The following is a 14,650-nucleotide window of genomic DNA, read 5'->3' as shown; positions in this document are numbered from 1 at the left end:
TGTTGCAAAATGAAAGACCAATTAACATTAATATAAATTAAATTATGAAACAACGACTAGGGTTAGCGATCGTGCTATTTTGCTTAATGCCAGCACTTTTTGCGCAGCAAAAGGCAAAGCAAAACGCCCGTGAGGACAATGCTTCTTTCATGTTTACAGAATCACAATTGAATGAGGATGATGATGCAGCACAGAGCACATCTGCATTGGTCACTTCTAACAATGATGTTTATCTGTCAAATGTAGGTTATCTGTTTAGCCCAATGAGATTTCGTGTAAGGGGATATGATTCCCAGTACAGTGACATGTATATCAATGGGGTACAGTTTAATGATGCAGAAACAGGACGTTTCAGCTACGGATTAATAGGAGGATTGAACGATGCTACCCGTAATAAGGAAGGGATCGGTCCTTTTGAATTTAACAACTTTACTTTTGGTGCGATAGGAGGTGCCACCAATATCAATTTACGTGCCAGCCAATATGCGGCTGGCTCAAAACTAACACTGTCAGGTAGTAACCGCAACTACATTTTGCGTGGAATGTATACTTATTCTACAGGTCTGATGAACAATGGTTGGGCATTTACCGGATCATTAGGTTATCGCTGGGGTAATGAGGGAAATATTGAAGGAATCAAATATAATTCTTTTTCTTACTTCCTCGGTGCGGAGAAAGTATTCAACGAACGCCATAGTCTCTCTTTGGCAACTTGGGGAACACCGACAGAGAGAGGACAGCAAATGGCGGCAACCGAAGAAGCTTATTATTTAGCGAACAGTCATTATTATAATCCGAACTGGGGATATCAGAATGGAGAAAAACGAAATGCACGTATTGTACGTCAGTTCGAACCATCGGCTATTGCTTCATGGAATTTCACTATTGATGATAATAAGAAATTAGTGACAAGTGCCGGATTCAAATATTCTAACTATGGGAAAAGTGCTCTAGGCTGGAATGGTAATGCGGCCGATCCACGCCCGGATTATTATAAAAAGTTGCCTAGCTCAATCTTTGATGTATGGGAATCTGTTCCTACTGCCGATGAATTGCAGCAGTTTAATGAAGTTACAGATAATTGGAAAAATAATAAAGCTTATCGTCAGTTAGATTGGGATGCTCTTTATTTTGCCAATAAACAGGCGAATGCATTAGGTAAAGAGACACTTTATTATGTAGAAGAACGTCATGATGATCAGTTGGCTTTCAACCTTAGTTCGGTATTCAATCATCAATGGAATGAACACAACAGCTACATTGCGGGAGTTGCCGTGAATACAACCAAAGGTATGCATTATAAAAAAATGAAGGATTTGCTGGGCGGACAGCTTTATACTGACGTCGACAAATTTGCAGTGCGCGATCATGGAGCTAGTTCCAGTATGGTGCAAAATGATCTTGATAATCCTAACCGCCGTATTGGTGAAGGTGATAAATTTGGTTATGATTATAACATCTATGTGAATAAGCAGAGTGCATGGGTGCGTTATCAGGGTAACAATGGCGGGTCATTAAACTATTTTGCTTCCGGTAAGATAGGATCTACACAGATGTTCCGCGATGGATTGATGAGAAACGGACGTGCTCCGTTGAAATCACTTGGTAGCAGCGGTACGGCTAAATTCCTTGAAGGAGGTATAAAAGCCGGTTTGAATTGGGCTATCAATGGTAACCATTCTTTCACGTTGAATGCCGGATATGAAGAACGTGCACCGTTGGCCTATAACTCTTTTATTGCTCCACGTATTAAGAATGACTTTGTGAGAGACTTGAAAACAGAGCGCATCATTGGTGGTGATTTGACTTATAACTTCAACACTCCATGGGTGATGGGACGTTTGACTGGTTATTACACTCGCTTCCAGAATCAGGTAGAAATGGATGCTTTTTATAATGATAGCGAAGCACGTTTCACTTATCTTTCTATGAATGGCATTGAAAAGGAACATTGGGGAATAGAAGCAGCGGCTACCTTTAAGTTGACAAGTGAACTTTCATTGACGGCTATCGGTACTTGGAGTGAAGCTAAATACACCAATAATCCGGATGCTGTATTGACATATGAAAGTGAGAATGAGTCAAACCTCGATCGTGTTTATGCTAAAGGTATGCGTGCTAATGGTACTCCGCTTTCTGCTTATAGCCTTGCTTTGGATTATAACGTAAAAGGTTGGTTCTTCAATTTGACCGGAAACTATTATGATCGTGTATATATCGATTTCTCAAGCTATCGTCGTCTTGGCAGTGTATTGGATAAAAATGGTGCCGGCGTAGATGCTAATGGAAATCCGGTTCTCCATGTACCGGGTCAGGAGAAACTGGATGGTGGATTTATGTTGGATGCTTCCATCGGAAAATACATTCGTTTACGCAATGGAAAGAGCATTAGCCTTAATTTGAGTTTGACTAATATCTTGAACAATACAGATTTGCGTACAGGTGGTTTCGAACAGAACCGTGATGATAATTACAAAGACGGTGACGCACGTGTTTACAAGTTTTCTAAGAACTCTAAGTATTTCTACGCATTCCCGTTCAACGCTTTCTTGAACATTGGTTATAGATTTTAAGAATGTGTAGTTATCAATCCAAAACAATAAGAAAGGAAGAAACAATTATGAAGAAATTACTATCTATATTATGTACCGGATTGCTGCTATGTGGCGCAGGTCTCACTTCCTGTGAGAACTATGATGATCCGGTGACGGGAAATGCTTATGGCAATAATTCAATCCCGGAAGGACGCACCATTTCAATAGCTGCGCTGAAAGAGAAATACAATGATTTCATTGATACAAGTAAAGATACCTATACCACTATCGAAGGTGAAACGCGCATTGAAGGAGTGATTACCTGCGATGACGAAAGTGGGAACTTATATAAGAAGCTGGTGGTAGCAGATGAGACAGGTGCTATCGTTATTGGTGTTAATGCAACCGGATTGTATGCATTCTGCCCGGTAGGACAGAAAGTGGTAATCGACTGTAAGGGTTTGCAGATAGGTAGCTATCGTAAACAGGCACAGATCGGAACAGTATATAATAATTCTGTAGGCCGTATGCCGGAATATGTATGGAAACAACATGTACGTCTGATTAATGAACCTAAATTATACTATCCAGAACTGACACCGATTGAAATTACTACTCCAGCTGATCTTGCTGCTATAGACTTGAAAGAAGCTCCGGTACTGGTTACTTTCAAAGATATAAAACTTTCCGAAGCAGATGGAACAGCGACTTATGCTCCAGGAGATGAAGGTTCAGTAAAACGTTATTTCACTTATGCTGACGGTACGCAGAGTGGAAGTAATCTATTCCTTTATACCAGTGCTTATGCAAACTTCTCAATGGAAGTAATGCCGCAAGGTAGTGTAAATATTACAGGTATTTTGTTGCGTTACAATAACCAGTGGGAGGTTGTTGTTCGTACTTTAAGCGATATCAAACGAAATAATTAATTCAATTAACACATATAATTATGAAAAAGATTCTAAATGCTTTATTCTTGACACTGCTTGCGGTGTTCACATTTAGTTCATGTAGTGATGTACCGGCTCCTTATGATATATTGGGAGAAGGTGATGTTCCGGGATTGACGGGTGATGGTACGAAAGAAAATCCATATAGCATAGAAGCAGCACAACAGAAACAAGACGGTACAATTGCTTGGGTGCAAGGATATATTGTGGGTACTGTAGAAAATTACGAAGATCCTTCTGGAAGTGCAAAATTTGCAGCACCATTTACAGCTAAAAATAATCTGTTGATAGCTGCTAGTGCAACAGAGACAAATGTAAAGAATTGTGTTTGCGTGCAATTAAGTTCTGGAACAGAGCTGTATTCGAAATTAAACCTTGCAGAAAATGCCACTAATTTGGGACATATTCTTGCTATCCAGGGTTCATTGGAAAAATTCTATGGATTTCCAGGAGTGAAGAGTACAACTGCAGCGACATTAGATGGTAAAGATGTTGGTGGAAGTGGTGAAACAGATCCGGATAATCCTCTCGGACTGGATGATTCTAATCCTGTGAACTCATTCTCTGCTACTTTTGATGATGCAGTAAATAATAACGATTATCTTTTGGCAAATTGGTATAATGTAGCTGTTGCTGGTGGTAGACGTTGGCAAGGAAAAATCTTTAATAATACAGATAAATATATTCAGGCTACTTCTTACAATGCTTCAGGTAGTAATTTTGAATGTTGGTTCGTAACTCCGGCTTTTAAGGTTGATGAAATCGCAGATAAGACTGTCTCTTTCAAGTGTGCGGTTTATAATTATGCAACAGCAGCTGCTAATTCTAATTTGGAAGTTTACTTCTTGAAATTAGTGAATGGTAAGATGGAATCTAGTAAGCTGACAATTGATGGGATGCCTACAACTGATAACACATGGGTGCCATTGGAAGCTAAGTTGGATAGTTATGCAGGACAAACGGGTTTTGTTGGATTCAAATATACTAGTACAAGTAGCACAGAAGCTTTAAGCTATCGTTTAGATGATATTCAAGCAGGAAAAGGCCAAGGTGGTGGAGAAACCCCAGGAGAAGGTACAGAGTTATTAACTAATGGAGGATTTGAAAACTGGGCAGATGGATATCCGACAGGTTGGAAGTCTGCATCTACAGCAAGTAGTGCGACTCTTGAACAGTCTACTGATAAACGGAGTGGTGCTTCGTCCGTTTTGGTAAAGGGTGACCCACAAAGTAATAAGCGCCTAGGCAGTACAGAAATGACATTGAAGGCTGGTACTTATACTTTTAGTGCATATTTAAAAGCTGCAACAGCAGGAAGTACAGCAAGTGCAGCTTTAGGTTATGTACCAATTGGTGATGATGGTGTAATTGGTGGAAATGATTACAAGTATGGTGATTATGCCAATGATTTGACTAATGCTGATTGGGTGGTTAAAAGTTATACATTTACTTTATTAGAGCAGAAAAAGATATGTTTGCTTGTAATGAACTCGAAGAAACCTGGAGGAAATTTATTGGTTGATGATGCTAGTTTAAAAACGACAGATGGTGGAATCGTAGACGGTGGAGGAGTAGATCCGGAACCAGATCCAGAGCTGGATCCATACGAAAGTAATATAGCAATGCCTACTACTTCTGATTCTAAAGTCGATTTCTATTATAATTGTACTGTGAATGAATTTGCTAGTTTAAAGTTGGGAAAAAATGGCGTTGCTGGAACATGGACATCTGACGCTCTAGGGACTGTAAAAACAAAATTATCTTTTTATTCTGTTGCTTGGAGTGGTAAGAATGGTACAAGTCTAACTGTAGAAATTGTAGGTGGAGGTACTTTTGAAGGTGGTGAGGCTTCAAAGACGGTGAGTTTGATTGCGAATACAGGCTTTTCAGGTTCGGGAACTGCTTTTACAATTGTGCCCGTTACTGATACAGACTATCACGAATATACTTTAATTGGCATCACTGCTAATTCTAAGATTAAATTTTCGACAGACAAAGAACGTGGTGCAGTCTTTGGTGTCAAGCTGAAATGATAGTATTAGACTAGTATAACAAAAATATCTCAAAGGAGAAATTGAGTTTTCTCTTTGAGATATTTTTTCTTTTCCTCTTATACAGGAAATAGGGATATGTATCGTAGGTTATCATAAGAATTGAAATATGAAATATTTAGAAAAGTATCTTTTATTGAGTCTGTTGTGCATAAGCTTTTGCGCTTGTGATAAAGATGAAAATAACAACTCCAATAATTTCGCCACCGGCATCGTAGAACTCCCAGCCTTACGCAATGGTGCAAACGATGTGTTTGTAACACACTACACCACATTCAATGGGCAGAAAGTAACTTCTTTCAGTATGGAATACGATAAGAGTAAGAAACATTCCCGTTGGATTGCCTTTCGATTTGACAATCAAACAAAGCAACAAAATGTATCACGTAGTGATGAGCCTTTTGATGCAGATCCTGCTATCGGTTCACAATACCAACGTGTGCAAGCAGATTTTGGGAAACAAGGTTATGATAGAGGGCATCTTTGTGCTTCTGCCGACAGACTTTATTCGCGTGAGGTAAATGAACAGACTTTTTATTACACTAATATGAGTCCTCAACGAAATAAATTTAATACAGGTATTTGGTTGACTTTGGAGGGACAGGTGCAATCATGGGGACGTAGCTGCACATCTTCAGATACCTTATATGTGGTAAAAGGAGGAACGATTGATAAGGAAGATCAGATCAGAGGATATATTAGTAACGACCGTAGCAAGCCCATTCCTAGATATTATTATATGGCTTTGTTGTTTAAAAAAGGAGATTCATTCAAAGCGATCGCTTTTTGGATGGAGCATACCGACTCTCCGAAATCAACAAAGTTAGTTGACTATGCATTATCAATAGACGAACTGGAGGAAAAGACAGGAATCGATTTCTTCCCGAGTCTGAATGATAATTTAGAAAATGCGCTTGAGGCTACGTATTCAACAAAAGCGTGGCCGGGATTGGAATAAGATCACCACGTTAATAATAACAGACTCTTTGTCAAGGCGGGGTATACTTCAGGATTCTACTACCCATTTTTCGATATTACGGGTTTTCTCACTGAAGTTAATCCCTATCTTGAATAGTTTCCGTCCATCCGCTTCGAAAGGTAGCGCATAGCGTTTGTCATTAATTTGCTGCAAAGCCTCTTCTGCTGTTCCGTTTAGCTTGAATTCCATTATATAAATGAACTTCTCTGTCTGTAGCACGAGATCTATACGCCCGTCATTAGTGTGGTATTCCACCTTGGTATAGAAGCCAACCAGCTTGAAAACGATGAAAAGTACGTTCTCATAATGTAGTTCCTGCTCCCGGATTACTTCGTAAGTCGTATCGGCAAAGAAACTCTGCAGGCGGTGGAAGAAAGAATCATAATCTCCCGTTTCTACTTCACGGACGAATTTTTGAACTTCAAATGGGGATTCCACCTTATTCACATTCGCGTAAAAAGGAAGCAGAAAGCGAATGAATCCTTCTTCTACTTCACGGTTGGGGAAACCTAAACGGTATATGCCAAAACGTTCGTCATATCCTTTAATGGTGAGGTATCCGCTTTGGTAAATCACTGGAATCGGGTTGGTTGATTCGGAGTCGATGCTATTCAGTACTTGTGCATCAGTTTCTTCGTGTGCCATCCGTTCCAGATCATAATGATGCTTTTTTAGTAACTTAACCAGATAGGTAGGTGTCCCCGTCTCAAACCAATAACTGCCGAATTCTTTATATTTGAAAGCGTTGAGCAGACTAAACGGATTATATATACCGATAGAATTATGTGTAAAATGATAGCCATCATAATATTCTTTTAGTTTTGTACAGAGTTTGTCATACGACAAACTTTGCGTCTCTGCAAACTCATGAAGTTCGATATCTAAGTTTTCATGAAGCTCCTGATCGCTGACACCGCAGATTTCAATATAATCTTTTCGCATTGAGATGTCATCCAAATTATTCAAGTCGCTAAACACACTGACTTTGCCGAACTTTGTAACGCCGGTCAAGAACGCGAACTTTATATAGCCATCCATTGTTTTGAGTGCCCCATAGAATGGTTTTAAGGTATTCCGGAATTGTTTTTGCAACTCTTCATTGCCGATAGCTTGTAACATGGGTTTGTCGTATTCATCTACCAAAATAACTACGCGTTGTCCTGCCTGCTTGCAGGCGCGTTCTATGATACCGGCAAAACGCAAAGAAAATGAGCGTTCGGATGGCTCGGCACCATAGAGCTTTTCCCATGCAGTCAACGATTTTTCGAGTATATTATCCAGACTTTCCGGCGTATCATATTTTTCGATATTAAGGTCCAGATGTAGTATCGGATATTTAATCCAATCCTTTTCCAACCTTTCTACAGCCAGTCCTGTAAACAGTTCTTTTTTTCCTTGAAAATAGGCTTCAAGAGTAGAGATGAGCAGACTCTTTCCGAAGCGGCGCGGGCGGCTTAAGAAATAGTAACTACCGGTTTTTACCATTTGATACATCAATGCCGTTTTATCAATATATAAATAGCCGTCATTACGAATCTTTTCGAAATTCTGTATGCCGATGGGATAAATTTTAGTGCTCATATACTCCGGTTTTATAAATCAATTACACAAAGGTAATAAATTTCCGGGTACTTCATTGCTTTTAAAAAGAGGAAAGTATAAGTATAGTTGCTTTTAACTGAATGGAGTGTAGAAAACAGTACGTACTGTTTGAAGTCTATATTTTAATGCCTATATTTGTCTACATTTCAATTTTATAAGAATAGGCATTATGGATACTACTGATACTACTTTCAGAATATACCCGATAGGGATACAGAATTTTGAAGACTTACGCAATAATAACAACGTTTATGTAGATAAGACGGAGTTGATTTATCGTTTGGCTAATACCAATAAGGTTTATTTTTTGAGTCGTCCCCGTCGTTTTGGAAAAAGTTTGCTGGTGTCCACTCTTGATGCTTATTTTCGGGGGAAGAAGGACTTGTTTCAAGGTTTGGCAATGGAGCGTTTGGAGAAAGAGTGGAATGTCTATCCGGTGTTGCACCTTGATTTCAGTATGACAAAGTACACAGCACTTTCCGACCTTTTGGGACAGTTGAATCTGAACCTATACGATTGGGAAAAACTCTATGGAAAGGAAGAAGTAGAAGGTACGCCTGCGGAACGTTTCCGGGGAGTGATTCGTCGTGCTTATGAACAGACGGGCAAACCGGTAGTAGTACTTATCGACGAATACGATGCTCCTTTATTAGACAGTAACCATTTGCCGGAACTGCAAAATGAACTTCGAGAAGAAATGCGGAAATTCTTTAGTCCCTTGAAAGCGCAAGGAGAATATCTTCGTTTCCTTTTCCTGACAGGTATTAGCAAATTCAGTCAAATGAGTATTTTCAGTGAACTGAATAATTTGCAGAATATCAGCATGAGAGATGATTATAGTGCTATCTGTGGCATAACCGAACGGGAATTGCGTACACAATTGAAAACTGATATTGAAATGATGGCACAGGCTAATAATGAAACCTACGAGGAGGCTTGTACGCATTTGAAGCAGCAGTATGACGGGTATCATTTTAGTGAGAACTGCGAAGACATTTACAATCCATTCAGTTTGTTCAATGCTTTTGCACAGAAGAAATATGCCAATTTCTGGTTTTCTACCGGGACACCTACTTTTTTAATTAATATATTGCAGCAGAGTAATTTTGATATTCGCGAATTGGATGGTGCAACGGCTACTGCAGAACAGTTTGATGCGCCAACGAGTGTTATTACCGATCCTCTTCCTGTACTTTATCAAAGCGGCTATCTTACCATCAAGGGATATGATCCGGAGTTCCAACTCTACACATTGGCTTATCCTAACAAAGAAGTGCGGAAAGGATTCATAGAATCTCTTATGCCCGCGTATGTGCATTTACCTGCCCGTGAGAATACCTTTTATGTAGTCTCTTTTATCAAGGATTTGCGTGCCGGAAAACTGACCGAATGTCTGGAGAGAATAAGGTCTTTCTTTGCTTCAATTCCCAATGATTTGGAAAATAAGCAGGAAAAACATTATCAGACAATTTTCTATTTGTTGTTCCGTTTGATGGGGCAGTATGTAGATACAGAGGTGAAAAGTGCAATCGGACGGGCAGACGTGGTAGTAAAGATGCAAGATGCCATTTATGTCTTTGAATTTAAGGTAGATGGAACTCCGGAGGAAGCACTGGAGCAAATAAATAGTAAGGGGTATATTATTCCTTATCAGCCTGATCATCGGAAAGTTGTAAAAGTAGGAGTTAACTTCGATAGTGCGACAAGAAGTATTGGTGATTGGAAAATTGTAGAGGAAGTATAATTCTTTCTCTCCCTATTGATTTTGTCAATACCTCTTTCAACCTATCACCATCGTTCTGAAACTCTTTATTCATTGTATTTACAGAGTGGTGATAGATTGAAAGAGGATTTTCATTTTTATGTATGAGAGAGCTTGCTGGCGCAGTCTGGAAATTGGGGGATTTGATTCAGGACAATCACATCCTTAAAAATAGATTTATTTCGGTGCATAAATGAACTGTTTCACCACAGAGGACACGGAGGACGCAGAGGTTTCAAAGTTCTAATTCATAGATAATTATAACCTCTGTGTCCTCCGTGTCCTCTGTGGTGAAAAGAATCAAAACGGTACGGAAATGAGTAAAATCGTGTAGGAATGAGCTGAAATATAATCTCACAACACTTTACTAGAGATTTAAAAAGTGAAAATTTGCTGTCATCTGTCACCTGTTTGTGTTTAAATGTCTAATTACAAATATATTATGATGTGACAGCGGTGTGTGACAACACGGTGATAGCACTTTTGCTGTCACCGTTTCTTTTCCTTCTCTCTTTCTTAAGAATCACAACTTACATCGTTCATATTTCTTAGCCGTAAGGAAGTATTTGCTTTCCCGCCTTAGAAACTTCAGTTTCAAGCCTTGAAACCCTAGTTTCATTTACTAGAAACCCTAGTGTCGCACGTTTGAAACTCTAGTTTCTCATTGCTGAAACTAAAGTTTCAAGTTAGAGAAACTAACTTAGAACTTTCTTCGGTGATAACAAAGATGCTGTCACCGTGTTGTCACAGGTTGCCGTCACATTATAGTGCGTTTATAATCAGATGTTTAAATGCAAATAGGTGACAGATGACAGCAAATTTTCACTTTTTAAATCTTTAGTGAAATATTGTGAGATCATATTTCGGCTCAAATCAGTGCAGGAATGAATCTAATTTTAGGGATATGGCTGTGCTAAACCAAATCCTCCAAGAATTACAATTGAGTCGGCTTGTTGAATATACATAACTTCCAGCATTTATTTCCATATTTCCACCACATTTAAAAAAATATGTATATCTTTGTCATACGGTTTCTGCTCATCAGCGTGATGAAATTAGTAGAAAGCGGTATATATTACTAAATGGAATATGTAATGTATTGTCTCTCCCACTCGAAACTTAGCAATTTCATATAGAGGAGAGATGATTCAACAGATATTCCACGCGAACGGCTTTATATCAACATATCCGTTGGAGATGTGTTATATATAAACGATTGGCGTGGATGTCTGTTGTTATCATTGTCTTTCTATAGGGTATGCTAAGACCTCGAGTGGAGATAATGGTGCAACAGCATTCACGTCTTTTTTGTGTCCGGTCGGTTATGATTACCCCTAAAAGTCTAACCTAAACAATTCCCCGTCCGCCCGAAATACAGAAAACGTGAATGCCCGTTGCTCCACATAAACAAAATAATACTCCATTTTTATTGTGGAACACATTAAAACAAAAGCATTATGCCAAAATGGATTAGCGTAGAAGAAGCGGCGGCCAAGTATGGAATCAACAAAGAAGTAATTTGGCTTTGGGCGGATATGAAAAGATTCCCGATGTCGTATGAGAAAGGTATCACCACTGTTGATGAAGAAAGCCTTATCGGATTCCTGCATCAGAATAAGGATCGAGTTACAGCCGAGTATATCGACACATTGGAAGACCTATGTATTGAAAAAGCAAATATCTGTAACTTATATGCTGAAATTATTGGCTATCAAGACAAAGAACTCTTGTATCAAAGAGAGCAAATAGCTCGAATGAAAGAGATACAAACAGCTATGAAAAGGCAAAACAGCCGGCTTCGGGATTGTGAGAAAGTGTTCACGAAATATGAAGAGAACTTTAGTACTTGCTGGGTTGGAAGAATCTGCGCTCACTTAAGGCGGCTGATATGGTTGATACGACGGTAAATACCATTCTATCTTCTTTTAAATAAGGAATAACCGATACCGTTGAGCGGAAATGTCTAAAAGTACTCTTGAATAGAAAATTTAAAGATGCCCATGAATAGATATATTTAAAGATATCCCTAAACAGAAATGTTTAAAAATACTAGAAATATACTGTAGTAAGATTTTTTATCCATTCGTTTTATATTCTTAACTCCGAAAAATTCGTAAGTGTAGATAAACCAACTACTTTTGGCTCTCGAATTTGCAGCATTTTTGAATGTCTTGCGTCTAATAAACATAAACTAATATATTTCTAGTCATGAAACACAGACTGTTACTACTAATTCTATTCGTATTTGCTATCTCCGTGGCGGGGTGGGCACAAAAATCCACAGCTCCTTCTTATACAGTCAAAGGAGTACTTATTGATTCTTTAACACAAGAGGGAGAACCGTATGCTACCATCAAAATAGCAAAGAAAAATGCTCCGGATAAAGCAGTCAAGATGGCGGTGACTGGGGCGAATGGTAAATTTCAGGAGAAACTGAATGTCGCTGCGGGCAATTACATCATCACTATTTCTTCGATTGGTAAAGCGCCGATAGTAAAGGAATTTACTCTAAAACCGTCCGTGAAGGAGGTTGACTTGGGTACAATGATTTCTTCGGAAGCCAATAACGTATTGAAAGGAGTGGAGGTAGTTGCACAAAAACCTTTGGTAAAGGTAGATGTGGATAAGATTGAATATAATATTGAAGATGACCCGGACTCAAAATCGAACAGTATATTGGAGATGCTTCGGAAAGTGCCTTTGGTAACGGTGGATGGAGAAGACAATGTACAAGTAAACGGCAGTAGCAGTTTCAAGATACATGTAAATGGAAAGCCCAATAATATGATGAGTAATAATCCGAAGGAAGTACTGAAAAGTATGCCGGCAAACACGATCAAATATATTGAGGTGATAACTTCACCGGGAGCTAAATATGATGCGGAAGGTATCGGAGGTATTCTGAATATCGTCACAGTAGGTTCCGGATTTGAAGGATACACGGCTACTTTCAGAGGAAATGCTAATAATAACGGAGTAGGTGCCGGCACTTACGCAATGGTGAAACAAGGTAAACTGACTGTTTCTGCCAACTATAACTACAATTATAATAATAGCCCGCGCAGCTATTCCGACAGTTACCGCGAAAACTACGAACCGGATAAAGAGAATGAAAAATACCTGGAATCGGAAAGTAGCTCCAAGTCGAAAGGGAATTTCCAGTATGGCAATTTGGAAGCCAGTTACGAGATTGATACGTTGAGGTTGCTGACCGTGGCTTTCGGAATGTACGGCAGCAGTGACAAAAGTAACAGTGACGGAAATACGATTATGCACGGAGCTGACCGACAGGATTTTGCGTACCGTTATAGAACCGACAATCATGGAAAAGGGTCATGGTATTCTATCAACGGAAATATAGACTATCAGCGTACTTCCCGAAAGAATAAAGAACGAATGATTACGCTTTCTTATAAAATCAATTCCCAACCCCAAACGAATGATTCATATAATACTTATCTGGACATCGAGCCTGATGAGAATAAACTGGATATCATCAAAGAATTGTCATTAAAGAATTTCCATTCGGACGGAAAGACAAATACGATGGAGCAGACTTTCCAGGTGGACTATACTACTCCGATTGGAAAGCTGCATACAATTGAAACCGGTGCCAAATATATTTTCCGACGTAACTCCAGTGATAATCGGTTTTATGAAGCCGAGGGAGCAAGTGAAAACTATGCATATAATGAGAATCGTAGTAGCGAGTACCGTCATTTGAATCATATTCTCTCTGCTTATGCCGGATATACGCTGAAATACAAGGGATTTACTTTCAAACCGGGATTACGTTATGAGCAAACTATACAAGAGGTGAAGTATCTGGTCGGTCCGGGCGAGAACTTTGATTCGAATTTTAGTGATCTGGTTCCTTCCGTTTCCTTGGGAATAAAACTAGGAAAGACGCAGAATTTGCGTGGTGGATATAATATGCGTATCTGGCGTCCGGGTATCTGGAATTTGAATCCTTATTTCGATAATCAGAATCCGATGTTTATCAATCAGGGAAATCCGAACCTGAAGAGTGAGAAGAGTCATTCGTTCGACTTGTCTTACAGCAGTTTTACGTCCAAGTTCAACATCAATCTTTCTTTGCGTCATTCTTTCAATAACAATGGAATTGAAAGAATCAGCCGTTTGATTACTGATAAAGACGGAGAAATCTTTGAAGGTGGGCATAAAGCTCCCTACGGTGCACTGTATAGCACATACGGTAATATCGGAAAGAGCCGGGAAACAGGATTGAACTTTTATTTGAACTGGAACGCTTCTCCTAAAACGAGAATTTACGTCAATGGACGTGGCAATTATAGCGATTTGCGGAGTCCTGCCCAAGAGTTGCACAATTATGGATGGAATGCTTCTGCTTATGGAGGAATTCAGCAGACCTTACCGGGAAAAGTACGTTTGAGCCTGAACGGCGGAGGTAGCACACCCCGAATCAGTTTGCAGGGAAAAGGTTCAGGATATAGTTATTATAGTTTGGGATTGAGCCGTTCTTTCCTGAAAGAAGAACGTCTTTCTTTGAATATTTATTGCAGCAATGTTCTGGAGAAATACAGAACTTACAATAACCACACAGAAGGAGCTAACTTTATTTCGAAGAGTTCGAGCAAATATCCGAGCCGGTATTACGGTTTCAGTATTAGCTATCGGCTTGGTGAGTTGAAAGCCAGTGTGAAGAAAGCCGCACGAAGCATCGACAATGACGATGTGAAAGGTGGCGGCGGAGGAGGTGGAAACACCGGTGGTGGAGGTGGTCAGTAGAC

At 39.4% G+C, this 14,650-nt stretch carries 8 protein-coding genes; 7 read left to right on the top strand and 1 reads right to left on the bottom strand.

Annotated elements, in window-relative coordinates; genetic code table 11:
• The first annotated feature begins 44 nt into the window (after positions 1-44).
• From KFO40_RS02020 to KFO40_RS02005, 4 genes are all read left to right on the top strand, one after another.
• A complete protein-coding gene (locus tag KFO40_RS02020; RefSeq protein WP_008024272.1) occupies positions 45-2,573 on the top strand; it encodes a TonB-dependent receptor in 2,529 nt (842 codons plus the stop codon).
• A gap of 47 nt (positions 2,574-2,620) precedes the next feature.
• Positions 2,621-3,463, top strand: a complete 843-nt coding sequence (locus tag KFO40_RS02015; RefSeq protein WP_004313872.1) for a DUF5689 domain-containing protein — start codon at positions 2,621-2,623, stop codon at positions 3,461-3,463.
• A 20-nt stretch (positions 3,464-3,483) separates the two neighbouring features.
• Positions 3,484-5,517: a DUF6359 domain-containing protein gene (locus KFO40_RS02010; protein ID WP_229037498.1), complete on the top strand. Its 2,034-nt coding sequence runs from the start codon at positions 3,484-3,486 to the stop codon at positions 5,515-5,517.
• Between the two features lie 127 nt (positions 5,518-5,644).
• Positions 5,645-6,493 carry a DNA/RNA non-specific endonuclease gene (locus tag KFO40_RS02005; RefSeq protein WP_211146033.1) on the top strand — a complete coding sequence of 283 codons (849 nt, stop codon included), beginning with the start codon at positions 5,645-5,647 and terminating at the stop codon, positions 6,491-6,493.
• A gap of 48 nt (positions 6,494-6,541) precedes the next feature.
• On the opposite strand, the gene KFO40_RS02000 is transcribed toward KFO40_RS02005, so the two are convergent.
• Entirely contained in the window at positions 6,542-8,095 is a 1,554-nt protein-coding gene (locus KFO40_RS02000) for an ATP-binding protein (protein WP_087318173.1), read from the bottom strand.
• 190 nt (positions 8,096-8,285) lie between these two features.
• On the opposite strand from KFO40_RS02000, the gene KFO40_RS01995 reads away from it, so the two are divergent.
• The 3 genes from KFO40_RS01995 to KFO40_RS01985 all read left to right on the top strand — a co-directional run bounded on the left by KFO40_RS01995 (position 8,286) and on the right by KFO40_RS01985 (position 14,648).
• On the top strand, positions 8,286-9,860 hold the full coding sequence (locus KFO40_RS01995) for an ATP-binding protein (protein WP_004313876.1): 1,575 nt from the start codon (positions 8,286-8,288) through the stop codon (positions 9,858-9,860).
• A 1,475-nt stretch (positions 9,861-11,335) separates the two neighbouring features.
• The gene (locus KFO40_RS01990) at positions 11,336-11,785 is read left to right on the top strand and encodes a hypothetical protein (protein WP_049701699.1); all 450 of its coding nucleotides are present in this window, start codon (positions 11,336-11,338) and stop codon (positions 11,783-11,785) included.
• 301 nt (positions 11,786-12,086) lie between these two features.
• Positions 12,087-14,648, top strand: a complete 2,562-nt coding sequence (locus tag KFO40_RS01985; RefSeq protein WP_087317121.1) for an outer membrane beta-barrel family protein — start codon at positions 12,087-12,089, stop codon at positions 14,646-14,648.
• Positions 14,649-14,650 lie beyond the last annotated feature (2 nt).

The organism is Bacteroides sp. 1001302B_160321_D4 (genome assembly GCF_015667765.1).
Classification (GTDB): Bacteria; Bacteroidota; Bacteroidia; order Bacteroidales; family Bacteroidaceae; genus Bacteroides; species Bacteroides xylanisolvens.
The sequence above is the reverse complement of the archived record's forward strand: the minus strand, read 5'-3'. Positions and strand labels throughout refer to the sequence as shown.